21 protein-coding genes are annotated in these 25,764 nt (G+C 65.7%); 6 read left to right on the top strand and 15 right to left on the bottom strand.

Features of this window, described 5'->3' with window-relative positions:
- Positions 1–26: 26 nt before the first annotated feature.
- From NMD1_RS13905 to NMD1_RS13865, 9 genes are all read right to left on the bottom strand, one after another.
- Positions 27–461, bottom strand: a complete 435-nt coding sequence (locus NMD1_RS13905; protein ID WP_124809758.1) for an Rrf2 family transcriptional regulator — start codon at positions 459–461, stop codon at positions 27–29.
- A gap of 56 nt (positions 462–517) precedes the next feature.
- Entirely contained in the window at positions 518–4,141 is a 3,624-nt protein-coding gene (locus NMD1_RS13900; RefSeq protein ID WP_125955204.1) for a hydantoinase B/oxoprolinase family protein, read from the bottom strand.
- Positions 4,142–4,289: 148 nt separating this feature from the next.
- Positions 4,290–4,679 carry a cytochrome c family protein gene (locus tag NMD1_RS13895; RefSeq protein WP_124809756.1) on the bottom strand — a complete coding sequence of 130 codons (390 nt, stop codon included), beginning with the start codon at positions 4,677–4,679 and terminating at the stop codon, positions 4,290–4,292.
- A 147-nt stretch (positions 4,680–4,826) separates the two neighbouring features.
- Positions 4,827–5,288, bottom strand: a complete 462-nt coding sequence (locus tag NMD1_RS13890) for a MarR family winged helix-turn-helix transcriptional regulator (RefSeq protein WP_124809755.1) — start codon at positions 5,286–5,288, stop codon at positions 4,827–4,829.
- Positions 5,289–5,514: 226 nt separating this feature from the next.
- Positions 5,515–6,984 carry an ATP-binding protein gene (locus NMD1_RS13885; protein ID WP_125955203.1) on the bottom strand — a complete coding sequence of 490 codons (1,470 nt, stop codon included), beginning with the start codon at positions 6,982–6,984 and terminating at the stop codon, positions 5,515–5,517.
- Between the two features lie 225 nt (positions 6,985–7,209).
- Positions 7,210–8,760, bottom strand: a complete 1,551-nt coding sequence (ahpF, locus tag NMD1_RS13880; protein WP_199558142.1) for an alkyl hydroperoxide reductase subunit F — start codon at positions 8,758–8,760, stop codon at positions 7,210–7,212.
- Positions 8,761–9,015: 255 nt separating this feature from the next.
- A complete protein-coding gene (ahpC, locus tag NMD1_RS13875; RefSeq protein ID WP_124808859.1) occupies positions 9,016–9,579 on the bottom strand; it encodes an alkyl hydroperoxide reductase subunit C in 564 nt (187 codons plus the stop codon).
- A 192-nt stretch (positions 9,580–9,771) separates the two neighbouring features.
- Positions 9,772–10,233, bottom strand: a complete 462-nt coding sequence (locus NMD1_RS13870) for a DUF1330 domain-containing protein (protein ID WP_125955201.1) — start codon at positions 10,231–10,233, stop codon at positions 9,772–9,774.
- Positions 10,230–10,871 (bottom strand): DUF2239 family protein, encoded by a 642-nt coding sequence (locus tag NMD1_RS13865; protein WP_125955200.1) that lies wholly within the window; start codon positions 10,869–10,871, stop codon positions 10,230–10,232. Before NMD1_RS13865 ends, NMD1_RS13870 begins: the two co-directional genes overlap by 4 nt.
- Before the next feature lie 294 nt (positions 10,872–11,165).
- On the opposite strand from NMD1_RS13865, the gene NMD1_RS13860 reads away from it, so the two are divergent.
- From NMD1_RS13860 to NMD1_RS13845, 4 genes are all read left to right on the top strand, one after another.
- Positions 11,166–12,356, top strand: a complete 1,191-nt coding sequence (locus NMD1_RS13860; RefSeq protein WP_125955199.1) for an HlyD family secretion protein — start codon at positions 11,166–11,168, stop codon at positions 12,354–12,356.
- The gene (locus NMD1_RS13855) at positions 12,353–13,948 is read left to right on the top strand and encodes an MDR family MFS transporter (protein ID WP_125955198.1); all 1,596 of its coding nucleotides are present in this window, start codon (positions 12,353–12,355) and stop codon (positions 13,946–13,948) included. Before NMD1_RS13860 ends, NMD1_RS13855 begins: the two co-directional genes overlap by 4 nt.
- Positions 13,948–15,399 carry an efflux transporter outer membrane subunit gene (locus tag NMD1_RS13850; protein ID WP_125955197.1) on the top strand — a complete coding sequence of 484 codons (1,452 nt, stop codon included), beginning with the start codon at positions 13,948–13,950 and terminating at the stop codon, positions 15,397–15,399. Before NMD1_RS13855 ends, NMD1_RS13850 begins: the two co-directional genes overlap by 1 nt.
- Before the next feature lie 229 nt (positions 15,400–15,628).
- Entirely contained in the window at positions 15,629–16,378 is a 750-nt protein-coding gene (locus NMD1_RS13845) for a TetR/AcrR family transcriptional regulator (RefSeq protein WP_233497641.1), read from the top strand.
- An 8-nt stretch (positions 16,379–16,386) separates the two neighbouring features.
- Here the strand turns inward: NMD1_RS13845 and NMD1_RS13840 are convergent, their stop codons facing one another.
- Positions 16,387–17,025 carry a TetR/AcrR family transcriptional regulator gene (locus tag NMD1_RS13840; protein WP_125955196.1) on the bottom strand — a complete coding sequence of 213 codons (639 nt, stop codon included), beginning with the start codon at positions 17,023–17,025 and terminating at the stop codon, positions 16,387–16,389.
- A 233-nt stretch (positions 17,026–17,258) separates the two neighbouring features.
- Here NMD1_RS13840 and NMD1_RS13835 point away from each other — a divergent pair, with 233 nt between their 5' ends.
- Both NMD1_RS13835 and NMD1_RS13830 read left to right on the top strand, forming a co-directional pair.
- Complete coding sequence (locus NMD1_RS13835) at positions 17,259–19,286, top strand: bifunctional diguanylate cyclase/phosphodiesterase (protein WP_124808852.1); 2,028 nt, start codon at positions 17,259–17,261, stop codon at positions 19,284–19,286.
- 77 nt (positions 19,287–19,363) lie between these two features.
- The gene (locus NMD1_RS13830; RefSeq protein ID WP_125955195.1) at positions 19,364–20,197 is read left to right on the top strand and encodes a TIGR00266 family protein; all 834 of its coding nucleotides are present in this window, start codon (positions 19,364–19,366) and stop codon (positions 20,195–20,197) included.
- A gap of 59 nt (positions 20,198–20,256) precedes the next feature.
- Here NMD1_RS13830 and NMD1_RS13825 read toward each other — a convergent pair whose 3' ends face one another.
- The 5 genes from NMD1_RS13825 to cysT all read right to left on the bottom strand — a co-directional run bounded on the left by NMD1_RS13825 (position 20,257) and on the right by cysT (position 25,738).
- The gene (locus NMD1_RS13825; protein WP_125955194.1) at positions 20,257–22,755 is read right to left on the bottom strand and encodes a TonB-dependent receptor; all 2,499 of its coding nucleotides are present in this window, start codon (positions 22,753–22,755) and stop codon (positions 20,257–20,259) included.
- A 121-nt stretch (positions 22,756–22,876) separates the two neighbouring features.
- Positions 22,877–23,053: a YezD family protein gene (locus NMD1_RS13820; RefSeq protein WP_124808849.1), complete on the bottom strand. Its 177-nt coding sequence runs from the start codon at positions 23,051–23,053 to the stop codon at positions 22,877–22,879.
- Complete coding sequence (locus NMD1_RS13815) at positions 23,050–24,051, bottom strand: sulfate/molybdate ABC transporter ATP-binding protein (protein ID WP_223806553.1); 1,002 nt, start codon at positions 24,049–24,051, stop codon at positions 23,050–23,052. Before NMD1_RS13815 ends, NMD1_RS13820 begins: the two co-directional genes overlap by 4 nt.
- Complete coding sequence (cysW, locus tag NMD1_RS13810) at positions 24,048–24,890, bottom strand: sulfate ABC transporter permease subunit CysW (protein ID WP_124808847.1); 843 nt, start codon at positions 24,888–24,890, stop codon at positions 24,048–24,050. Before cysW ends, NMD1_RS13815 begins: the two co-directional genes overlap by 4 nt.
- On the bottom strand, positions 24,887–25,738 hold the full coding sequence (gene cysT, locus NMD1_RS13805; protein WP_124808846.1) for a sulfate ABC transporter permease subunit CysT: 852 nt from the start codon (positions 25,736–25,738) through the stop codon (positions 24,887–24,889). The genes cysW and cysT overlap by 4 nt, the downstream gene beginning before the upstream one ends.
- Positions 25,739–25,764 lie beyond the last annotated feature (26 nt).

Genomic DNA, 25,764 nt, shown 5'->3' with positions numbered 1-25,764 from the left:
TCAGGATGTGACGGCGCACGCGAAGATCACGCGTCCTCGAACGGCGGGATCACCGGAATCGGATCGGCCAGCGTGATCCGGTCCAGCATCGCCGCCATTTCATCGCGCAACTGAAGCATCAGGCCGCGCAGCCGGCATTCCGCCTCCGGCAGGCAGTTCGTGCAGGTTTCGTGCGCGTTGCGGCTGGCGCAGGGCACCAGCGCAAGACTGCCGCGCGTCAGGCGGATGATGTCGCCATAGCGGATATCCACCGGCGGCAGGGCCAGTTCGTATCCCCCTTCGCGCCCGCGCTGCGAAACGACGATTCCCTCGCGCGCCATTTCCGACAGAATCACGGTCAGGAACTTGCGCGGAATGTTCTGCGCATCGGCAATCGCATCCAGCCGCACCGGCCCCTGTCCGAAGGTATCGGCAAGATGCTGCAAGGCCCTGATGGTGTAACGCGTCTTCTGCGAGAGCATGGAGACACAAAACCGTCTCGCACGCGAAAGTCAATCGCAGCGGTAGAAAACCTTGCCTAATCCACGACAACTTCGTCCGGCGGACTGTAACCGCCACCACCCGGCGTTTCGATCACGAACACGTCGCCTCGTTCCATCGCGGCAGACGCGGTGGCGGGCAGGTGTTCGACACGCCCATCCGCCCGCTCGATCCGGTTGCCCCCGGGTTGCCCGTCCGCGCCGCCATGCAGGCCGAATGGCGGCACGATCCGGCGGTTGGACAGGATGCCCGCCTCCATCGCTTCGAGAAACCGGACTCTCCGCACCGCGCCATCGCCACCGCGATGATGGCCGGCCCCGCCCGAGCCGCGTCGGATGGAAAACTCCTCCAGCAGCACCGGGAAGCGGGTTTCCAGCACTTCGGGATCGGTCAGGCGGCTGTTGGTCATGTGCGTCTGCACCACCGCCGTTCCGTCGAAATCCGGCCCGGCGCCCGATCCGCCGGCGATCGTCTCGTAATATTGGTGGCGCGCATTGCCGAAGGTGAAGTTGTTCATCGTTCCCTGCGCCCCCGCCATCGCCCCCAGCGCGCCGAACAGCGCGTCGGTCACCACCTGGCTGGTCTCGACATTCCCGGCCACCACGGCGGCGGGCGCTTGCGGGCGGAGCATCGACCCTTCGGGCACCACCACGGTCAGCGGGCGCAGGCATCCCTCGTTCATCGGCACCGCATCGTCGATCAGCGTGCGCACCACATAAAGCACGGCGGCGCGCACGACCGGCAGCGGCGCGTTGAAATTGTCGCCCAGTTGCGGGCTGGAGCCGGTGAAATCGATCGTGGCATGGCGGGCCGCGCGATCGATCGCCACGCTGACAGAGACCTGCGCGCCGTTGTCCATCGCATAGGTGAAGCGCCCGTCGGCCAGCCGGTCGAGCAGCGCGCGCACGGCGGCCTCGGCGTGATCCTGCACGTGGCCCATATAGGCATCGACCACCGCCCTGCCCTGCTCCGCGGCGATTCGCCGCAGCTCCGAGGCTCCCCGCGCGCAGGACGCGACCTGCGCCTTCAGGTCCGCGATGTTCTGGTCCACGTTGCGCGAAGGCCAGCGCCCGGACGATAGGCGCGCGCGCAGATCCGCCTCGCGCAACTGCCCTTCGTCCACCAGCAGCACGTTGTCGAGCAGCACGCCCTCCTCGTCCAGCGTGCGGCTGCCCGGTGGCATCGATCCGGGCGCGATCCCGCCGATGTCCGCGTGATGGCCGCGCGCGGCAACGAACCAGGCCGGCGCCGCATCGCTCTCTTCGGCAAACACCGGCATCACCACCGTCACGTCGGGCAGATGGGTGCCGCCATCATACGGCGCGTTGAGGACATAGGCATCGCCGGAGCGCAGCCCGCGCCCGTCCCGCCCCTGCCCGCGCCGGGCCAGCACGGTGCGCACGCTTTCGCCCATCGATCCCAGATGCACCGGCATGTGCGGCGCGTTGGCGATCAGGCTGCCGTCCCGGTCGAACAGCGCGCAGGAGAAATCGAGCCGCTCGCGAATGTTGACGGACGAAGCGCTGTGCTGGAGCGCCGCGCCCATTTCCTCGGCCACGGCCATGAACAGCCCGCTCATGATCTCCAGCCGCACCGGATCGAGCGCGGTATCCGCCGCGCGGTCCACGGTGCGCGGTTGTGCCCGACGCAGGATGAGGTTGCCGATGGCATCGACGTCCACGCGCCAGCCCGGCTCGACCACCGTGGTCGATACCGGATCGACGATCAGCGCCGGCCCGTCTGCCGCGAAACCGAAGGCCAGATCCTCGCGCCGGTAGAGCGGCGTGGCATGGCGTTCGCCGGCGGTGAACATCGAGACGGTGCCCGCTGGCGGCCCGGATCGTTCGGGCAGAACGGCCACCGGTACGTCGGCATGGCGCGAGACCGCCACCGCCTCGACCCGTGCGGCCTCGGCCACGATCGCCCCTTCGGGCGCGAAGCCGAAGCGGTGCTGCCAATCCGCCGCGAAAGCGGTTCGCATCGCCTCGAGCGGGGCATAGGCCACCTCGATCGTGTTCTCTGTCCCCTGCGGCCGCAGATGCAGCGTCACCTCGCGGCGCAAGGTGGCCCGCCTGCCATCGCCGGCGACCAGTTCGGCCTCCGCCGCGTGCCCCAGCAGACCGACCGTATGGGCGATAGCGTCCGCACCCTCCGCATCCATCAGGCACCCCAGCGTGGCCTCACGCACCGCGCGCCGGTCGGCCAAGCCCATGCCATAAGCGGAAAGCACGCTCGCCAGCGGATGGCACTGCACGGTATCGATCCCCAGCGCATCCGCTACCAGGCAGGCATGCTGCCCGCCCGCGCCGCCGAAGCAGGCCAGGGTGGCGCGCGTGACGTCATGGCCCCGCCGCACGGAAATCGCCTTGATCGCGTTGGCCATATTGGCAACGGCAATGCGCAGGAACCCTTCGGCCGCCTCCTCGGGCGAAACCGCGCGCCCGGTAGCCGCGTGGACGTGCGCGGTCAGTTCGGCGAAGCGGCGTTCCACCGCGTCGCGATCGAGCGGTTCGTTGCCATCCGGCCCGAACACATGCGGGAAATGATCGGGCTGCAACTTGCCCAGCAACAGGTTGCAGTCGGTTACCGCGAGCGGACCGCCGCGCCGGTAACACGCCGGCCCCGGCACCGCGCCGGCCGATTCCGGACCGACCAGGAATCGGGTGCCGTCGAACCGGCAGATCGAGCCGCCTCCCGCCGCCACGGTATGAATGCGCATCATCGGGGCGCGGATGCGCGATCCCGCCACCCGCGCCTCGACCTCGCGCTCGTAGCTGCCGGCGTAGTACGAAACGTCGGTCGAGGTGCCGCCCATGTCGAAACCCACGACTTGCGCGAAACCCGCCGCTTTCGCCGTGGCCGCCATGCCGACGATGCCCCCGGCCGGGCCGGAGAGCACGGCGTCTTTCCCATGGAACGCCTCACCCGCCGCAAGGCCCCCGCTCGACTGCATGTATAGCGCCGCGACCGCCGGCCCCAGCCCCGCTTCGAGGCCAGCGACATAGCGGCGCAGGACAGGCGAGAGATAGGCATCAACCACGGTCGTATCGCCCCGCGCGATCAGCTTGATCAGCGGGGCCACGCGATGGCTGACCGAAATCTGCCCGAACCCCACCTCCGCCGCGATACGGGCGAGCGCGGCCTCGTGCGCGGGATACTTCCAGCCATGCATCAGCACGATCGCGATGGAACGCAGCCCGTGATCGAACGCGGATTGCAGCGCGGCGCGGGCGCGATCTTCATCCAGCGCGGCCAGCACCGTGCCATCGGCCATGACCCGCTCGTCGATTTCCACGGCTTGCGCGAACAGGGGCAGCGGAAGATCGATTTTTCGCGCGAAGATGTCGGGCCGTTCCTGCGTACCGATGCGCAGGGCATCGCCAAACCCGCGCGTGATCGCCAGCAGCGTCGGCTCCCCCTTGCGTTCGAGCAGGGCGTTGGTGGCCACGGTCGTGCCCAGCCGCAGTTCGGCTGGCGGCAGTGCCGTTCCCGCGCGCGCGCCAGTCAACCGACGCATCGCCTCGACGGCCGCATCGTCATAGCGGCCGGGATCTTCGGACAGGAGTTTTGCGCGGTGCAACGCACCATCGGGCGCTATCGCCACGACATCGGTGAAGGTGCCGCCGCGATCGACCCAGAATCGCCAAGTGTCTTCAGTCACGCGCCCGCCTTAGCCGCTTGAAATCCGGCTGGCACTATCCCCGTCCGATCGTTCGCTGTCGGGACACGCGCCCAAACCAGCCAAACCGGGTACAAAAGCAAGCGGCCCGGCGCTGACGCACCGGGCCGCTCAGGCATTCCTCGATGGATCAGCGCGCGGCCTGTTGCAGATAGGCAATCAGGTCCGCGCGATCCTGCGGATTGGGGAGGCCGGCAAAGGCCATGCGCGTGCCCGGCACGTAACGGGTGGGCGAGGTGAGGAAGGCATCGAGCGTGGTCTTGTTCCACGTCACGTTCTTGGCCTTCATCTGCGCCGAATAGTTGAAATTCGCCATTGCGGCGGACTTGCGGCCGACGATGCCTTTCAGCGACGGTCCCAGGCGCGTGGCGCCGGTATTGAGATCGTGGCAGGCAGCGCAACGGGCGAACACGGTACGACCGCGCGCCGCGTCACCAGCAGGCCCGGAAGGAGCAGCCGATGCAGCCGACGCGGCGATACCAACGGCGGCCAGACCGGCCATCACGGCAACAAACTTCATCAACGCACTCCCCAAAAATGCCTTTTGGCTAACAAGCTTCGTGGCCAAACTGCCCCGGCGGGGCTGACCCGCACATGAACGGATACAGCGGCTTGGCTGCGTTGCCTAAACCCTATTCAGCGATCTTCGCAAGCGGGCAGTCCGCCCTCAGTCCTTGGCGGGCGCCGACGCGCAGACCTTGATGATCAGACGGAACAGTTCCGCGCGTTCGTCTTCCGAAAGGCAGGCAGTCAGTTCCCGTTCGTGCGCGGCAATGATCTCGCGCGCTTGTTCCAGCACCCGCTCACCATCCTCGGTGATCCACAGCCCGCCGGCGCGACGATCCAGCTTCGATGGCTCGTTCACCACGTAGCCGTTCTTGGTCAATTGCCGCACGAACTGGTGAACCGTGGGCCGTTCGATCTGGAAGAAGCGCGAAAGGTCCGATTGCTTCACGCCGGGATTGGCGTTTGTCAGCCACAGGATGGCAACCTGCTTGGGCGTAACCTTCAGGACATCCAGCTGCCGTTCCAGCCGCGAGATGAACAGAGAATTGGCGGTTCCGATATGGACGCCCAGAATGGCGTCCATCCCGTCAACCAGCAGCCCCGCCGCTGTTCCCGACGCCATGGTCACTTCCGAAGCCAACGATCCGATACCTTTCCAGCCGCGCCATCCTTAACGAACGATACGGAACAAAACCGCCGTTTCATTAGGGTCACGAAGTGTTTTACGCAAAGCCTTTTGCGCCGCACACAGGTCCACAGGACGAAATCCGCATCATTTCAGCACGATCCGGATGCATTTGCGAATGCCGAAAACACCGTCGTCCCATCTACCGTGCGATAGCGAAGGGTCAGGCTGCCATCGGCGCGGTAGTCAAGCCCAGTTCCGGAATGCCGATGGAACGACGCCCACCGTAATCGGTGCGAACCACGATCAGGCCGCTGCGTTCGAGATGTTCCAGCAGACGGCGGATGCGCCCCGGCGAACGGGTGCCATAGACTTCGGCCAGCTTGTCGTCGTCGGGGCATGGCGTGCCCTCCGCCGCCGCGCGCGCCAGCACCAGGAACGGGGCGAGCAGGTCGTCGGGCACGTCGCGCCCGATGCGCAACACGTCCTGCCAGCGCGGCTCGCTATCGTCGGCAATGCCGGCCACCGCCATCGCGAAACGCCGCCGGAACGCCGCCAGATCGATGCCCGTGTCGCCCAGCCGCTGCATCCGGCAGCGCACGGTGAAATCCTGGAAAAGCTGCGCCGCGGGCTGAAACGTGCAGTCCGGCTCCAGCGCCATGTCAGCCAGGATCGCGGCGACGTCGGCGGCGGTTTCCTCTTGCGCGAACAGGCTGGGTTCGGCGGGCGGATCGACCTGATCCGCGGCCGGCACATAGCCCTCGATCCGTTCGAGCAGTTCGCCGCTTTCGACCGGCTCGGCCTCCGGTTCGGGCGCGCGCGGCAGGGCTTCCATCGCCAGCGGTTCGGCCAGCAGCAGCGATTCCATGTCCTGCCCCGAAGCCGAAGGCAGCGGCATCAGCCCCTGCACCACGTTGCGCGCGCGGGTCTGCACCTCACCGATCCGCACCCCCACCGGGCGGCGGCAGATGGCGGGGCCAAGCCCCAGGAAATGCCCCCGCTCCAGATCGCGGATCTGTTCGGCCTGGCGCCGCTCCATGCCCAGCAGATCGGCCGCGCGCGCCATGTCGATGTCGAGAAAGGTGCGCCCCATCAGGAAGTTGGAAGCCTCGGCGGCGACGTTCTTGGCCAGCTTGGCCAGCCGCTGCGTAGCGATCACCCCGGCCAGGCCGCGCTTGCGCCCCCGGCACATCAGGTTGGTCATCGCCGCCAGCGACAGGCGACGCACTTCATCGGTCACGTCGCCCGCGGCCGCGGGGGCGAACATCTGCGCCTCGTCCACCACCACCAGCGCGGGATACCATTCGTCGCGCGGCGCATCGAACAGCGTGTTGAGGAACACCGCCGCACACCGCATCTGCGCTTCCAGTTCCAGCCCGTCGAGCGCCAGGATCACCGAGGCGCGATGCTTGCGGATGCGTGCGGCGAGCTTGGCGATCTCGGCCTGATCGTAAGCCGATCCATCGACCACGACATGCCCGAACGGCTCAGCCAGCGTGACGAAATCGCCTTCCGGATCGATCACCACCTGCTGGACCAGCGCGGCGCTTTCCTCCAGCATCCGGCGTAGCAGGTGCGACTTGCCGGACCCGGAATTGCCCTGCACGAGCAGGCGGGTCGCCAGCAGTTCCTCGACATCGATCCGGACAGGGGCGCCGGACCGGTCGGTGCCGATGATGATGGATGCGCTCACGCCGTGGCTGTGGCCGGGCGGACCTGAGTCGGCAAGGCCGATGGGGCGATTTGCTGTAGAAAGGTGGGTGCCTTGCTTGCCCAGCCCCTTCCCTCACACGTCGCTCCAGCGAACGCTGGGACCTCAGGCCTTTGCAGGAAAACCGTCGTTAGGTGGAACCCAGCCGCCCGTCGCCCCAGCGTTCGCTGGGACGACGGTTTGCATGCACCATAACGACGGCTTCCATCAATGCCGGATCAGGTAATCGAACGCGGAAAGCGCCGCCTTCGAACCTTCGCCCATGGCGATAACGATCTGCTTGTAAGGCACGGTCGTCGCGTCGCCCGCCGCGAACACGCCCGCCGCGCTGGTCTCGCCACGCGCGTCGATCTCGATCTCGCCGCGGTTGGTCAGCGCTACCGAATGGTCGAGCCATTCGGTGTTGGGGACAAGGCCTATCTGCACGAAGATGCCTTCCAGCACGATTTCGTGAACTTCCTCGGTCTTGCGATCGCGATACTTGAGGCCAGTCACCTTGTCGCCGTTGCCCAGCACTTCGGTAGTCAGGGCCGAGGTAATCACGGTCACGTTGGGCAGGCTGTTCAGCTTGGCCTGCAGCACCGCGTCGGCGCGCAACTGGCTGTCGAACTCGATCAGCGTGACGTGGGCGACGATCCCCGCCAGGTCGATCGCCGCCTCGACGCCCGAATTGCCGCCGCCGATCACCGCCGTGCGCTTGCCCTTGAACAGCGGGCCATCGCAGTGCGGGCAATAGGCGACGCCCTTGTTGCGGTATTCGTCTTCGCCGGGCACGCCCATCTGCCGCCAGCGCGCGCCGGTCGACAGGATGACCGTCTTCGCCTTCAGGCTGGCGCCGCTTTCAAGCTGCACCTCGGCCAGCCCGCCATTGAGCGGGGGCACCAGCTTCACCGCCTTTTGCACGTTCATCACGTCCACGTCGTATTCCTTGACGTGTTGTTCGAGATGCGCGGCCAGCTTCGGCCCTTCGGTGTGCGGCACCGAGATGAAGTTCTCGATCGCCATGGTATCGAGCACCTGCCCGCCGAAGCGTTCGGCGACGACACCCGTGCGGATGCCCTTGCGCGCGGCATAGATCGCCGCCGCCGCGCCGGCGGGACCGCCGCCGACGACCAGCACGTCGAACGGCTCCTTGGCGGCGATCTTTTCCGCTGCCCGCGCCGCCGAACCGGTATCGAGCTTCGCCACGATCTGCGCCAGGTCCATGCGCCCCGATCCGAACGGTTCGCCGTTGAGGAACACCGTCGGCACGGCCATGATCTTGCGGCGTTCCACCTCATCCTGGAACACGGCGCCGTCGATCGCGACGTGCGTCACGTTCGGGTTGAGCGCGGCCATGATGTTCAGCGCCTGCACCACGTCGGGGCAGTTCTGGCAGGTCAGCGAGAAGAACGTCTCGAAGTGCAGCGGCCCTTCGAGCGCGCGCACCTGATCGAGCAGTTCGGCATCTTCCTTGGGCGGATGGCCGCCCACGTGCAGCAGCGCCAGGATCAGCGAGGTGAACTCGTGCCCCATCGGCAGGCCGGCGAAGACCGCTTCCGCCCTACCTTCGTCGGCGCGGATCGCGAACGAGGGCTTGCGCGCATCCGTGCCGTCGAAGCGGGCGGACACCTTGTCGGACTGCGCAGCGATTTCCTCGACGAGGCTGCGCGTTTCGGCCGACTTGGCACTGTCGTCCAGGCTGGCGACCAACTCGATCGGGCGGCGCAGGTTGCCGAGATAGGCTTTCAACTGGCCAGTGGTAGCGGCATCGAGAATAGGCATGGCGGTTCTCTTCAGACAGGTGGATGCATCGCCGGGATCGCGCGGATGCCGGGAGGCGGAAATGAACGGCGGGAGGCGCTCGGGGGAAACGCTGGGTTCCCGTAGCCCTGGGCTTGCCGAAGAACTGCCTTGGAACGGCAATTCTCGGGAAAGCTCAGGACGGGCGGATCATGCAGGGCACGCCGATCTCCGGTAGAAAGGTCTCGATGAAGAGGGTGGCCGGACGGGAAACCCGCCCGGCCCAACCCATCAGATCTTGCCGACGAGGTCGATCGAAGGAGCCAGCGTTTCGGCGCCTTCTTCCCACTTGGCCGGGCAGACCTGGCCGGGGTTTTCACGCCAGTACTTGGCGGCCTTGATCTTGCGCACCAGTTCGCTCGCATTGCGGCCCACGCCCTCGGGCGTGATTTCGACGAGCTGGATCACGCCATCCGGATCGACGACGAAGGTGCCGCGATCGGCCAGGCCCACGCCAACGCGCAGGATGTCGAAGTTGTTCGACAGGTCGTGGTTCTGGTCGCCCAGCATGTAGTACTGGATCTTGCCGATGGCCGGCGAGGTGTCTGCCCAGGCCTTGTGCGAAAAATGCGTGTCGGTCGAAACCGAGTACACTTCGACGCCCAGACCCTGAAGCTCGGCATACTTGTCGGCAAGGTCTTCCAGCTCGGTCGGGCAGACGAACGTGAAATCGGCCGGATAGAAGAAGAACACGCCCCACTTGCCCTTCACGTCGGCGTCGGTAACGGTTTCGAACTTGCCCTGGCGATAGGCCTCGGCTTTGAACGGCTTAAGCGTGGTTCCGATCAGAGACATGACAGACGATTTCCTTCTGATTCGTCGTTGGTAAACTGGATACGAGGGTGAGCTAGCGACTCCCCTTCGCAATTTCCAATGATCAATTCCGGCCACTTTGATTGATTGCGTCGATCAATGGCTCGCCTGATCGGAACCTGTCGATCACATTCCTGTGGCACGGCAGAGACAGATGCTCCGTCGCTGTCGCCCTTACGATAGCGCCCCCGCCACGGCGTGCCCCCGAAGCGACATTTCCTCCAGCGGCAACAGCCTGGCATCCTCGAGCGCCGCCACGCGATGGCCGATGCCGGCGAGGTAAGTCTCGTTTTCGGCAAAGGCGAGGAACGCGGCAACGCTGCTCTGGCGCACCAGCATCGCCATGTCCCATCGTTCAGACTCCGGCCCGATCAGGAACGGGCCGCCCTGCCCCAGGAACAGGATATCCCCACCGCTCGCGCGCAGGTGCGGAAGGGTATGCGCGATGTACCGCCCGAATGCCTCGCTTCCGCCGATCGGCGATGCCGGCGCAAGTTCCGGATGCGCCGCGTAGTCCGCAACGGCGCGAAACCGCAGCAGGTTCAGCATGACGACGCTACCCGCAATCCCGCGCCGGACGAACAGCATGCCGGCCGCCGGCGACACATCGAAATGAGGGGTGGACGTATCCGTCATCCTTCCGCACCGCCATCAGCGCGCACCAACAGCAGAACATGCATCCTGACGTCCTCTGGCCATTCCGCGATATGCCGCTCCAATGCCCCCAGGTCTCCCGCAAACAGCGCCCGTGTCGCATCCTCGTAACCGGGCAGGTCGCCGGCCATCGCCAGCATGAAGTGATAGGCCGCCTCCTGCGCGCGGCGCCGTTGCTGGCGGGTATCGGGTTTCTTCCGCTCGCTGTCGATCAGACGGCGCAGGGTGGGCGAAGCGCCTCCGGGCTGGGCAGCCAGCCATTCCCATTGCCTGGGTAGCAGGGTTACCTCGCGCGCCACCACGCCCAGCCGGGGCCGGCCCCGTCCACGCGGTTCCCCCGCCTGCCCTTCCCCTGCCGGAAGCGCGTCGGACAAAGCCGTTGGGGCACGGTAACGCCCGCGATAGACCGGCGCAGGTTGAGAAAGACGTGCCACGATCTCCTCGTCGCTGCCGCGCAGGTCCAGATCGACAATCCGTCCGCTGCTGTCGTCGAAAACCTGGATGGCATCGGCAGCGCCTCCTTCCAGAGCCCGCTTCACGTGCAAGGCGACTTCGCCCAGCGGGCCGGAGAACAGTTTCCGCGCGCCGCAAAATGCGGTGCAAATCGTGATGTCGGACATAGTGGATTCCTTCTGCGTCGGAGGATTTTTATCCGGGTAAATGTTCTCGGTCAATATTACCCGGATAAAATAAGTCACGAAGGAGCACGATGCCTCGCGCGCCCGTCCCACGCGCGCTCGAACGCTTGTTGCAAGCGCATAAAAATATGAAATAAATACGCTTTACCGTTTGAACGTACGGTTTTTTGCAATCGACTTGCAGAACTTGCACTTGAAAATCGACGCGTTCCGATCCAATTGCGCTCACGAAACAAAACCGTTTCGTTCCATTATACCTTGTTGTCAGGACTCACGATGACCGCTCCCAGCGAAAGCGATTCCAGCCCGGTTGCTCCCGAGACGCCCGGCGAGAATGGCGTCGATCCGAGCGGCGCTGCGCCAAGCGGTAACGGTCAACGCAGCAAGCGCATTCGCCGCATCGGCCTGATCGCGCTGATCCTGGGCGCAGCTTATGGAATCTATGCCTACACGGACTATCGCCTCTACGGCCGCTTCATCCAGGAAACCGATGATGCCTACGTGAAAGCGGACGGGGTAACCGTGAGCTCCAAGCTGTCCGGCTATGTCCGGGCGGTGAACTTCAAGGATAACCAGTCGGTCGCGGCGGGAACGCTGCTCGTGCAGATCGATCCGACCGACTACCAGACGCGCCTTGCCCAGTCCGACGCGCAAGTGCAGGTGGCGCGCGCCACGCAGGCGGCGTCGGTCGCCAGCATCGCGGAAGCGCGTTCGGCGGTGGGGCAAGCCTCGGCGGCAGTAGACGCCGCCAGGCGCCAGCTTGCCTATCTCAATGGCGAAGTTGCCCGTTTCCGTCCGCTTGCCGCCAGCGGCGCGGAACCGAAGCAGACGCTGGATCAGTTCGTCTCGAACCGCGATCAGGCAGCGTCCGATCTTGCCTCCAAGCAGGCCGCGCTTGCCGCGGCGCGTGACAAGGTTCGTACCATCGAGGCGCAGGCGAACCAGTCCGCCGCCCAGATCGAAGCCGCCCTCGCCCAGCGCCAGGCCGCCAACAACGACATGGCCACGACGCGCATCATCGCCCCTGTTGCCGGCCGCATCGGCAATTCATCGGTCCGGCTTGGCCAGTACGTCCAGCCCGGTCAGCGCCTGCTGACGGTGGTACCGGTCGACGCAATCTATGTGGAAGCGAACTTCAAGGAAACCCAGATCGGGTTGATGCGGCCAGGCCAGCCGGTGACCGTGAAAGTCGATGCCCTGCCCGATGTGGCGTTCCATGGCGTGGTGGACAGCATCACGCCGGGCACCGGCGCCAACTTCTCGCTGATCCCGCCGCAGAACGCGACCGGCAACTTCACCAAGATCGTTCAGCGCGTGCCGGTGCGCATCCGCATCAATTCCGGGCCGGAATCGAAGCGGGTCCTGGTTCCCGGGCTGTCGCTGACGGTCCAGGTCGATACGACCGCCGCGAAGGGAGCCATCGAATCCATCCGCCGCGAGCAGGAACAGGCTCCGAAGCGGCCATGAGCGCAGCCACCCTTCCCGCGGAACAGGCTGGGCAGCCGCCCGCGCCGCCGCCGGCCCGCGAACGCGCGGACCTTACCGCCTGGCTGGGCGTAGCCGCCGGCGCGCTCGGCTCGCTGATGGCCACGCTCGACATCTCGATCGTCAACGCCTCGCTTCCCACCATCCAGGGCGAGATCGGTGCCTCCGCCAGCGAAGGCACCTGGATTTCGACGGCCTATCTCGTCGCCGAAATCGTCATCATTCCGCTGACGGCCTGGCTGGAGCGCGTGTTCGGCCTGCGCCGGTTCCTGCTGATCGCCTCGGTCCTGTTCACCGGCTTCTCGATCATGTGCGGCACGTCGACGACGCTGACCGGCATGATCATCGGCCGCATCGGGCAAGGCTTTACCGGCGGCGCGATGATTCCCACGGCCATGACCATCATCGCCACACGTCTGCCTCCGTCACAGCAACCCATCGGCACGTCGCTGTTCGGCTCCACGGTCATCCTCGGCCCTGTTCTCGGGCCACTGGCGGGTGGCTGGCTGACCGAGAACTTCAGCTGGCACTATGCCTTTTTCATCAACGTTCCGGTCTGCCTGGCGCTGATGGTGCTGCTGCTCGTCGGCCTTGCCGACCAGAAGCCCAAGCTGGACGAACTGATCGAGGCGGACTGGCTGGGGATCGCGGGCCTGGCGCTCGGCCTCGGCGGGCTGACCGTGGTGCTGGAGGAAGGCAATCGCGAACAGTGGTTCGAATCCACGCTGATCTGGCAGTTGACCGCCGTCACCGTGCTGGGGTTCGTGCTGATCGGACTGGGACAGCTGTACGCGCGCCGCCCCGTGATCAAACTGGCCCTGCTGCGCAACCGCACGTTCGCGGCAGTCTTCGTCCTCGCGCTGATCCTGGGCGTGGTGCTGTACGGCACCGCTTACGTGATCCCGCAGTTCCTGGCCGCCATCGCCGGCTACAACGCGATGCAGGCCGGGCAAGTCGTGTTCATCTCGGGCATTCCCGCCATGATGATGATGCCGCTGTTCCCGATCCTGCTCAGCCGGTTCGACCTGCGGTTGATCGTCGCCACCGGCCTGGTGCTGATGATGGCATCGTGCTACATCGACACATCGCTGACCGCGGACTCCACGGGTTCGGACTTCGTCGATTCCCAGCTCCTTCGCGGACTGGGTCAGGTCCTCAGCATGATGTTCCTCAACCAGGCGGCGATCGCGGCGGTGCGCCCCGACGAAGCCGGCGATGCCTCGGGCCTGTTCAACGCCGCGCGCAATCTGGGCGGTTCGATCGGGCTTGCCTTGCTGGCGACCGTCCAGGAGCGCCGGCTCGACTATCATCACTGGACGCTGAATTCCGCTCTCGGCAACAACGATCTTGCCGTGCAGGACTGGGTTTCCAGCACCTCCGCCACGTTCGGCGGCGGTCCGGACGGACTTGCAGCCGCAATACGCCAGATCGACAACACGGTGCTGCGCGAAGCCATGGTGATGGCGTTCAACGACGATTTCATGTTCCTTGTGGCGGGCATTCTCGTGGTGACCCCGCTCGTCCTTTTCCTGCGCCCTCTTCCCAAGGGACGCAACATGGCGGCCATGCACTGATGCGACCGATCCCCCGAACTCTCCTCGCTCCCCTGCTCGCTTCCGGCGTCCTGCTCGTCAGCGGCTGCGCCACGGTCGGGCCAGACTACCATGGCGCGCCGAACGTGGCGGATACCGCTGCCACGCGCGGCAGTTTCCTGCGCGCGGACGCCGGAACCAGCACCGCCGCGCCCACCGCCCGCTGGTGGCAGGCGCTGGGAGATCCCGTGCTCGACCAGGTTATCGAAACCGCGCTGACGAGCGCGCCCGACGTGCAGGCCGCGAACGCCCGCATCGCGCAGGCACGCGCGGGGCTTGAGGCCAACAAGACGGCGCTGCTGCCCACCGCCAGCGTTTCGTTCGCCGTGCCCTACGTGAACCTTCCCGGCAGCATTCTGGGCAATTCGGGACGCGAGGAGTTCCACGCCTATGCACCAGGCTTCGACACCTCGTGGGAAATCGACCTGTTCGGCGGCACGCGACGCAAGATCGAGGCGGCTTCCGCCCGCGCCGAGGCCGCCCAAGCGGGCCTTGCCGACGCCCGCGTGACTCTTTCGGCGGAAATCGCGCGCGCCTACGTTTCGCTGCGCGCCAAGCAGGCCGTGCTGGCGCTGACCGATCGGCAGGCGGCAATCGACAGCGACCTCGTCTCCCTGGCCCGGCAACGGCTGGCGGGCGGCACCGCACCGGAACAGCCGCTGGCGCAGGCTCGGGCCCAACTCGCGCAAACCGAGGCGGATCGCGCGAAGACGCGGGCCGACATCGTCGTGCTGATCGATCAGATCGCCGTTCTTGCCGGGCGCGAGCCGGGAGCCTTGGACGCGCTACTGTCCGCTCCGAACGCGGTGCCGCTACCGCCGGCCGACGTCGCCGTGGGCGATCCGGCGCTCTTGCTGCGCAACCGCCCGGACATCCGCATGGCCGAACGCCAGCTTGCCGCCGCCAATGCCGACGTCGGCGCCAGGGTGGCGGACAAATATCCGAAGATCAGCTTCACCGGCCTGCTTGGCACTGGCGGGCAGAACTTTGCCGACGTGTTCAAGACGTCGAGCCTCATCGGCCTCGCGCTGCCGCAGATCAAATGGTCGCTGTTCGACGGCGGCCGCGTTAACGCGCAGATCCGTTCGGCCAAAGGGGCTTATGCCGAAGCGGAGGCGCAGTTCCGCGGTACGGTCCTGAAAGCCCTGCAGGACGCGGAAAATTCGCTGACGCGCTTCGGCGGTCAGCGCATCGCCTATGGCAAGGCCCTCGACAGCCAGGCGCAGGCCGCACGGGCGCACGCGCTCCAGGTACAGCGCGTGCAGGGAGGCACCGCTTCCCGCAGCGATGCGCTGACCGCCGAGCGTCAGGCCGTCCAGGCTGAAATGGCGGCGATCTCGGCACGCGCCGAGCTGACCACCGATTTTGTCGCCGTGGAAAAGGCACTGGGCCTTGGCTGGGCTGCGCAGGCGATGGAGGAAGCGCCGAAATGAGCCGTTTTCGTTCCGTTTATACCGTCTTGACTCGCCGCAAATCTAAGGCACTCTCCGTACCCATAACGCCATCAAGGCGAGGACTTGGGACGGATGGACTGGATTTCGGATTTTGGCCGCCGATTCTGGCAGGCCTATCAAGAGGGGCTGGTAATGTCCTGCCCCGTTCACCGCGCAGCGGCAGACCGAGCGGCGGAAAAAACCCCGTGCGACATCGGTATGCACCAGTATGACGTCGCCGAAGCGCTCGCAAGGCAGCAAGCCGTCCGCCACTGAACAGACAGATGGGCCGACTGACCTGATCGTCTCTTGTGCGGATGAAGGCATCGAAAGCCGCGCCGTGCGCCGCGGTCGTCCATCCGCGGCGGAAGCAGAGCAGATCGTCGGCCGGATTCTGGAGGCAAGCTGGGACGTCCTGCTGGCCGAGGGCTTTGAAGGCTTCACCTTCGATCGCGTTGCCCGCCATGCTCATATCGGCAAGGCCACGATCTATTCCCGCTTTGCCAACAAGCGGGAGCTGATGGGCGCACTCTTGCGCCATCGCATCGAAGCCCAGCACGCCCATATCACGGCTATGGGTGCGGGTCTTCCGCCGATGGAGGCGTTCATCGCGCGCAGCACCGAAGTGTTATCGCTGCTGCTTTCCCCCGATGGCATTCTTCAAGAACGCCTGATCGACTGGATGGATCAGGAAGGTGACGGCGAATGCGGCGAAATCCGCAACGCGATCTACCGCCATTCGCTGGTCGCCATCGAAGCGTTGATCCACCAAGCGAATGCCACCGGCCTGATCCATATTCCCGATCCGGCAGCGGCCGCCGAATTCTGGCTGGAAGGACTCGTCGGCCATGCGCGCGTCACGCGCGCCGAAGAGAACGGGGATAGGGTCGCGCATGAACGCTGGTCGCGCAGATATGTCCATTTCTTCTTTTCCGGGACCGCAACCGTCGCCCCGAACACCAGCGCTTCCAGCGCCTAGGTTAGCGTTCAGCGGGATAGGTTCAGCGCATCGCGGGCGAAGCAGCGGAACCGTTCCAGCCGCTCGCCATCCCCGTCATCGCCATAGGCAGAGCGTCTTTCCCCTTGCGGGGAGCGGTCGCCAGCGCGCGGCGGAATATCGAGCGCGGCAGCGGTGACGAAGCGGATACGCCAGGCGAGAGCCACCGCATCGACCTCGGGCTGGCACGCGGACAGCATCCTTGTGACGCGATCGACACCTTCGGCGAACAGGCTCCATATCTGCTCGTGAATGCTGCCCGCCGCGCGCGAGAACATCTCGTCCAGCACCACGATCGCGCGGAAACCGGGAGTCATCGCGGCAGAGGCGAACAGGGGCACGACCAGCGCATCGACGACGGCGGGGAAAGCGGCCTTCCGTTCCCGCTCCAGCGCATCCAGCATGCCGGTTCGGGCATCGGCGATCCGCGCCGCGTTGCGCAGCGCCAGATCGCGCAACAGCCCGTCCACATCGCCGAAATGATAGCGCACCAGCGCGGAGTTGACTCCCGCCGCATCGGCAATGCCACGCACCGTCAGGGCATGGACACCCTCTTGCACGACGATCCGCTCCGCCGCGGCCAGCAAGCGTTGGGGCGTCGATAACGGGGAGGAAGCGGTTGTCGCCATGCGCGCGCCATAACAGCAGCCGTTCGATCCGCGCCAGCGAAGAACACCGCTGCCGCAAGGTTAACGGCCTGTACGGGACCGCCCGTCCCTTGCGTTTCACCGGATCGATGGCTTTGCCTGCCAGACATCGGAGACACCTGTTCAGCCCGCGAGGCCTTCATGACCGTTCTCCTTCCCACCTCATTGCCGGATCTGGCGATCGTGGCCGAGCCTGTCCGGATATGCCCGGCGTCATGAAACACATGGTCTTTCCCGTGCCGGAAACGGGCGCAGCAGGCGAAAGGGCGGACGAGCGGATCGATAGCCTGCGCCACCTGCTCGAACGCGAGCGCAAGGCGCGGATCGAAGCCGAGGCGGTAGCCGAACGGAGCTGGCGCGATCTCTACGAAAACCAGGTTCGCCTGGCGCTGCTCCAGCGGATTACCGACGCTTCCAACCAGTCGAGCGACTTCAAGGCCGCGCTGGGCATCGCGCTGGCGGAAATCTGCGCCCACATGAACTGGGACGTGGGCCACGCCTATCGCATCGATCTTGAAGGCAAGGCGCGCCGGCAGGCCCGCATCACCTATGCCGCCGAACCCGACCGGTTCCGCCCGATCATGGATGCTTCGCGGCGCCAAATCCTGCAAGACGGTGAAGACCTGCCCGGAAGGGTGTTGCGCGACCGGCATCCGCACTGGATCGACCAGATGGTAGAGGACAAGTGGTTTCCGCGCCGCGATCTGGCGCTTGAATCCGGCCTGCAATCGGCCTGCGCCTTTCCCGTGCTGGTCGGCGAAGAACTGGTGGCCGTGATGGAGTTCTTTTCGCGCCGCCCGCTGGTGGACAAGGACAACATCCTGCTGACCGTGACCCAGGCCAGCACGCAGCTGGCGCGCGTGGTGGAACGCGAGCGTGCGCGGACGGCGTTGCTGCACGAGGCACGGCACGACGCGATGACGGGCCTTCCCAACCGCGTGCTGCTGGACGAGCGCGCGCGCGCCGCCTTCGCCCGGCTCCAGCGGTCGGGGAAGGATCTGGCGATGATGGTCATCGATCTGGATGGCTTCAAGGCGGTGAACGACAAGCACGGCCACCACGCCGGCGATGCGCTGCTGATCGAGGTAGCCCGGCGTTTCAACCGGGTCGTCGCCGGATTGCGCGGCAAGACCGGATGGCCTGGTCCCTCCCCCCGCATCACTCTGGCGCGGGTGGGCGGCGACGAGTTCGTCATGCTCCTCGACATGCTGACGGACCGGCGCCTGCCCGAATTTCTCGCGAATCGTCTGCTGGTCGCGCTGCGCGAACCGATGCCGATCGATGGCGAGTTGGTAGCGGTGGGAGCATCGATCGGCATCGCCCACGGCGGCGGCGACTATACCTCGATCGAGCAGATCCGCCGCGACGCCGATCTCGCGATGTACGAAGCCAAGGGCGCCGGACGGGACCGGATCGTCACGTTCACCGATGCGCTCGGCAGCGATGTCCGCCGCCGCATGGCGCTGGAGCGTGAGTTGCGGGAAGCAATCCGCGAGAACCAGTTCCTGCTGTTCTACCAGCCGATCTTCTGCCTTGGCGATACCCCGTATCTGCTCGGCTTCGAAGCCTTGATCCGCTGGGCACACCCCACCCGGGGCACCCTGTCGCCCGATGCCTTCATCCCGGCGGCGGAAGCCAGCGGCCTGATCGTGTTCATCGGCGACTGGGTGATGCGGCAGGCCTGCACCGCGCTCGCCCGGCTGCACCGGCTGTTGCCCGCGCACAATCGCCCGTTCGTCAGCGTCAACATCGCCCCGCAGCAGTTCCTCCAGCCCGATTTCACGCAGAGCGTGCGCCGCGCGATCGCGGACAGCGGATTGCCACCACGCTGCCTCAAGCTGGAAGTGACCGAAGGCGTGGCCATCATCGATGCCGCGCGCACGCGCGCCGTGCTGGAGGAAATCCGCGCCTGGGGCGTGCAGACCAGTCTGGACGATTTCGGCACCGGCTATTCCTCGCTCAGCTACCTCAAGAACCTGCCGTTCGATTCGCTCAAGATCGACCGTTCCTTCACCGCGTCGATCGACGATCCCAAGAGCCGCGACATCATCCAGACCATTCTCGATCTGGCCGGCAAGCTGGGCCTGACCGTGGTGGCCGAAGGCATCGAATCCTCGGAACAGGACCGGATGCTGCAAAGCATGGGCTGCACGTTCGGCCAGGGCTTCCATCTTGCGCCGCCGCTGGAGGAAACGGCGGCCTTTGCGCTGGCCGCGGCCGAAGCGCCAACGCCACCGGCCTGATCGCCGACAGGGCAATTCGTCACTGTACCATCACGGCATAGGGATTATCTTCGCCCCTTCATTGCAAGGAGGCTCCCATGGCAAACAGCCCGTGGCACCACGCCCGCAACTCCAGCGTGGCCGACGACATCGATTTCGAGATCAAGGGGCAGGAACTGCAGTTCCTGGAAATCGAGCTGGACCCCGGCGAAAGTGCCGTCGCCGAAGCCGGCGCCTTCGTGTGGAAGGACGCCGCGATCGGCATGACCACGGTGTTCGGCGATGGCAGCGGCGACGGTGACGGCGGCTTCATGGGCAAGCTGCTGGGCGCGGGCAAGCGGCTGGTCACCGGCGAGAGCCTGTTCACCACCGTGTTCACGCACAACGGCCAGGGCAAGGCGCGCGTTGCCTTCGCGTCCCCCACGCCGGGTTCGATCCTGCCGATCAAGCTGTCCGACGTGGGCGGCACGCTGATCTGCCAGAAGGACAGCTTTCTCGCCGCCGCGCGCGGCGTGTCGATCGGCGTGGCCTTTCAACGCCGGGTCATGACCGGCCTGTTCGGTGGCGAAGGCTTCATCATGCAGAAGCTGGACGGCGATGGCTGGGTCTTCGTGCAGATGGGCGGCACGCTGGTCGAGCGCGAACTCGGCCCCGGCGAACAGCTCCATGTCGATACCGGCTGCCTTGCCGCCTACACGCAGGGCGTCGATTTCGATCTGGTGACGGCGGGCGGCGTGCGCAGCGTGCTGTTCGGCGGCGAAGGCCTGTTCTTCGCGCGGCTGACCGGGCCGGGAAAGGTCTGGATCCAGTCCCTGCCCTTCGCCCGACTAGCCGGGCGGATGCTGGCGGCTTCGGGCAGCCGTGGCGGCCAGAACCGGGGCGAAGGCTCGGTCCTGGGCGCGCTCGGCGATTTTATCGACGGCAATAACTGAGACGCTCGGGGCAAGCCGGCGGACCTGGATGGAAACGCCGGCCTGCCCCGCGCAAAGGATCAGAACTTCAGACGGATGGTTCCGCCAAACGTGCGCGGATCGCCGACCTGCGCAGCGATCAGCCCGGTGTTGCCGCCCGTTCCGGCCAGCAGCAGGTCGATGTAGTTCCGATCGAACGCGTTGCGTACCCACAGGAAGGCATCGAGCGTTTCGGTGCGGAAGCCACCCCGGAAGTTCTGGATCGAATAGCCGTTGACCCAGGTGTAGATCGACGGCGTGGGATTGGACGACCAGCGCGAACGATAGCTGGCATCGTAGCCGATGTAGAACTGCCCTTCTTCGCCGAACACCTTGGCCGGCTGGTTCACTTCCGCACCCCAGGCGAAGGCCCACTTCGACACGCCGGGCAAGACCTGACCAGAGGCATCGACGAACGGCGGGCTGTTGCCCACCTGACCCGGTGCGGCGATCGTGCCGGTGTAGCTGCACTTGCCTGTCGCGACGATCCCGGTGCTGGTGCCCCCGGAAAGTTCCGGCGGAGGCGGCGCGTCGCAGAACTTCACGTATTTGGCATCGGTAAAGGCGCCGTTGACATAGGCCGAGAAGCGATCGCTCGGGCGGATCGAGAAATCGGCCTCCACGCCGCGCGTGCGCACCTTGTCCGCGTTCGCCAGATAGCCGCGCACGGTGCCGAACTGCCCGTTGCTGACGTTGGCCTGGAAGTTCTTGATGTTGGTCCAGAAGCCAGTGACGTTGAACGTCGCGCGGCGATCCCAGAACTGGCTCTTGAAGCCGATTTCGAAGTGATCGACCTTTTCCGGCTTGATCGTGGCCGCCGCCTGGATCGGTGCGCCGTTGGCATCCGCCGGCACGCCGTTCAGGTTGATGCCGCCGGTCTTGAACGAACGCGCGTAGGTTGCGTAGACGTTGATGTCCCGGGCCACCTTGTAGCGCAGGTTCACGTCGTAAGAGACGTTCCAGGCGCTAAACTTGGGCTCGAAGAACTGCGACGCCTGGATGCCGCGCTGCGCCGCCGTCCACGGATCGTTGTAGTACGGCGATCCGGGGACCGCCGAGACCACCTGCCGCGTTCCGTCCGATGCCGTGCCCGTGACGACGGAATTATAGAGCCCGTCCTTGTTGTCGTAGTTGACGCGGAAGCCCGGCGACACGGTGAAACTGTCGGTGATGTCCCAGTTCAGCTTGGCATAGGCGGCAAGGCTGGTGTTGTTCAGCCGGATGTCATTGATGGCGACAAGGTTGTTCAGCACCGCCGGGTTGTTCGACAGCGCGCTGGTGGGGTTGAGCAGCCACTTGCTGGCGGCCGGACCGGTCTGCTGGATGCCGCTGGTGCGGATATCCTGGTGGAAGCCGAACAGGCCGACCACGAAATCGTAGCCCTTGCCCTTGTGGTTGAAGCGGAACTCCTGCGTGTACTGGTTCTGCTTGGTGGGGTTGTTGACCTTGGTATAGACCGCAAGGCCGGTGTAATCGCGGTCATTGGCCGGGCTCCAGTCCCAATAGCGCCACGCCGTGATCGAGGTCAGCGTGTTGTTGGGATCGATGTCCCACACCGCCTTGGCCGAAACGCCGCCGTGCTCGTTGCGCGCGGACAGCGCGGCATCGGCGTCGGTCAGGCGGTCATAGGGATTGGTGCTGGGCACCCGGTATCCGGGGAAATACGAAATCAGCGCGGGATACTGGCGGTTCGTCGCCCGCTGCGTGGGACCATAGCCGCCATAGGCGAACGCGCAGCAGATCGGGTCCTGCAGGTTCCAGTCGCCCGACAGGGTGACATTCAGGCTCGACGTCGGCTTCCACAGCAGCGATCCGCGCAGGCCGATATTGTCCTGCGACTGGATCCAGGTGTTGCTGTAGGTATCGAACAGTGTGCCGCGGCGGCTGGTCGTGGTAACGCTGATGCGCGCGGCCAGCTTGTCGGACAGCGGGCCGGAGATCGAGGCCTTGCCCTGCTTGAAGTTCAGGTTGCCGAGCGAGATTTCGGCCTTGCCTTCAAAGTCGAAGCTGGGCGGCCGCGTGGCGATGTTGATCGCGCCGGCGGTGGTGTTCTTGCCATAGAGCGTGCCCTGCGGCCCGCGCAGCGTTTCGATCTGTTCCACATCGACGAAGTCCAGCGTAGCCGAGGCAATACGGTTGTAATAGACATCGTCGATGTAGATGCCCACGCCCTGTTCGAAGCCGTCGTTGGTCAGGCCGAACGGGGCGCCAATGCCGCGAATGTTGATGAAGGTGTTGCGCGGGTTCTGCGAATAGAATTGCAGCGTGGGCTGTATCTGGGTCAGGCGCGCAATGTTGTAGGTGCCCTGCGCGTCGAGCTTGGCGGCTTCGACCACAGAGATTGCCAATGGCACGGTCTGGACGTTTTCCTGGCGGCGGCGGGCCGTGACGATGATGGCGTTGCCGCCCGCGCTTTCGCTATCGGATGCGGAAACGCTTTCGGCCTCAGCCGTCGCAGGGGCTGGCGCTTCTTGCGCGAGTACGGGAGCGGCGAGCAGCGCAAAGGGCGCGGCTCCCGCCAGCAGGAGAGCACGGGACATCTTAGGATCCTTGTTGCAGGATCACGATGCCTCCAGTCGTCCGGTTGGCGGTGTGATCAGATTATTGGCGTGACGAAACGAACGGTATTCGGATTGAACGGCAGAACGGTGGGAACGCGCCTCAGTTGGGCTTGAGGCGCTTCTTCTCGGTCACGTCGATCTGAACGACGCGACCCTCATGCACGGTCAACGAAACGTTGCCGTACTTCAGCCCGGCAAGGGCTTCGCGAACGCTGGCGATGCTTTCTTCCAGCAGGCGCTCGGCCTCGGTGCGGGGCGCAGCGGGAGAGGTATTCATGGCTGTGCTCCTTCGGGGTTGGCATTGAAAACACGGGATCGAACGGGACGGATCAGAACGGTTTCGCCGGGGTTCGGGCGCGGTTGCGCGACATCGATGTCGATTTCGACGATCAGGCCGCCTTCCGCCAGCGCACCTTCGACGCGCCAGGCCCCGCCCTTGCGGAACACGTTGTCCACCAGCAGCGCCTCGCCGCCTTCGCGCACCACTTCGACGTCATGCGGGCGGAAGTGGACTTCATCGCGCGCGCCGCCGGATGCGGGGCCAGCCGGGATGCGGTTCGTCTCGCCCACGAAGTGCGAGACGAACGGCGTCGCCGGATGCATGTAGATTTCCTCTGGCGTGCCGACCTGCTCGATCACGCCATTGTTCATCACCACCACGCGGTCGGCCAGTTCCAGCGCCTCTTCCTGGTCGTGCGTGACGAAGACCGATGTCAGCCCCATCTGCTTGTGCAGTTCGCGCAGCCACCGGCGCAGGTCCTTGCGGACCTTTGCGTCCAAGGCGCCGAAGGGCTCGTCCAGCAGCAGCAGCCTGGGCTCGATCGCCAGCGCGCGCGCCAGCGCCACACGCTGGCGCTGGCCACCGGAAAGCTGCGCCGGATAGCGATCGCCCAGCCCATCGAGTTGGACCAGCCGCAGCAGTTCCTCGGCCCGCGCCGCGATGGCCGCGCGCGAAGGACGGTCACGCCGCTTGCGCACGGTCAGGCCAAAGGCAACGTTGTCGGCCACGGTCATGTGGCGGAACAGCGCATAGTGCTGGAACACGAAACCGACGTGGCGATCAGCCACCTTGCGGTCGGAAACGTCCTCTCCGCTGAACAGCACCTGTCCGCTGTCCTGGAACTCCAGCCCGGCGATGATCCGCAGCAGCGTGGTCTTGCCCGATCCCGAAGGCCCGAGCAGCGCGATGAACTCGCCCGGTCGGACTTCGAGATCGATGCCGTGCAGCGCGGCGAAATCGCCAAAGCGCTTGGTAACGTTCTGGACCCTGATCAATGCCCTGCTCCCGTATGGTGGAGGTCGAAGCGCCATTCGAGAATGGTCTTGGCGACCAGCGTGACCAGCGCGAGCAGCGCCAGCAGCGAGGCGACCGCGAAGGCGCCGACGAAATCGTACTCGTTGTAGAGAATCTCGACATGCAGCGGCATCGTGTTGGTCAGGCCGCGAATGTGGCCCGAAACCACCGAGACCGCGCCGAATTCGCCCATCGCCCGGGCGTTGCACAACAACACGCCATAAAGCAGGCCCCAGCGGATGTTCGGCAGCGTAACATGGCGGAACACCTGCCAGCCGTTTGCGCCGAGCGAGACGGCGGCTTCCTCGTCATCCTTGCCCTGCTCCATCATCAGCGGGATCAGTTCGCGCGCCACGAACGGGAACGTGATGAACACCGTGGCCAGCACGATGCCTGGCACCGCGAAGATGATCTTGAGGTCGTGCGCCGCCAACCACGGACCGAACCAGCCCTGCGCGCCGAACAGCAACACGAAGATCAGGCCGGACACGACCGGAGACACCGAGAACGGCAGGTCGATCAGCGTGATGAGCAGGCTCTTGCCCGGAAAGTGGAACTTGGTGATCGCCCAGCTTGCCGCCACGCCGAACACCATGTTCAGCGGCACGCTGATGGCCGCGATCAGCAGCGTCAGCTTGATCGCCGCCAGGGCATCGGGCGTATGGACGGCGTCAAGGAACGGCCCCAGCCCCTGCTTCAGCGCTTCGCTGAACACCACGATCAGCGGCAGCAGCAGGAACACGCCCAGGAACGCCAGCGCCAGCACGATCAGCACGATCTGCGTCAGGCGGCCTTCGGTGGTGGAACGCGGCCGGCTCATGCGCCCATCCTCCTGCGGCTGGCCGCCTGGATGAGGTTGATCACCAGCAGGATCAGGAACGAGGCCAGCATCATCACCGTGGCGATCGCGGTCGCGCCGGCATAGGCATACTGTTCCAGTTGCGTCACGATCAGCAGCGGGGCGATCTCGGTCTTGCCCGGCATGTTGCCGGCGATGAAGATCACCGAGCCATATTCGCCCACCCCCCGCGCGAACGCGAGCGCGAAGCCGGTGAGCAGCGCCGGAGCGATCGCGGGCACGATCACGCGGCGGAAGGTCTGCAACCGCGTTGCCCCCAGCGTGGCGGCGGCTTCCTCCACATCGCGGCCCAGGTCGGCGAGCACCGGCTCGACCGAGCGCACCACGAAAGGCAAGCCGATGAACACCAGCGCCACCACGATGCCCACAGGCGTAAAGGCCACCTTGAGGCCCAGCGGCTCAAGGAACTGCCCGAGCCAGCCGGTCGGCGCGTAAAGCGCGGTCAGCGCGATGCCGGCCACGGCCGTCGGCAGCGCGAACGGCAGGTCGACCAGCGCGCTGATCACGCGCTTGCCCGGAAAGGCATAGCGCACCAGCACCCAGGCGACGAGCAGACCCGACACCGCGTTTACCAGCCCGGCGGCGGCGGCCGTGCCGAAGCTGACGCGATAGGCTGCCAGCGCCCGGTCCGAAAAGCCCACAGCCACGAATTCGCTCCAGCCCATGCCAGCCGAGCGGATGAAGATCGATGCCAGCGGCACCAGCACGATCAGCGTAAGCCAGGCAAGCGTCACCCCGAACGTCAAGCCGAAGCCTGGCAGGACGGATGGCTGGCGCCAGCTTTTCGCGCGGGAAAGGGTTCGGGACATCTGCAGTGGCCTGCTCGATTGCGGAA

Source organism: Novosphingobium sp. MD-1 (assembly GCF_001014975.1).
In the GTDB taxonomy this organism is placed as follows: Bacteria; Pseudomonadota; Alphaproteobacteria; order Sphingomonadales; family Sphingomonadaceae; genus Novosphingobium.
This window is presented reverse-complemented; position numbering and strand designations above follow the sequence as displayed.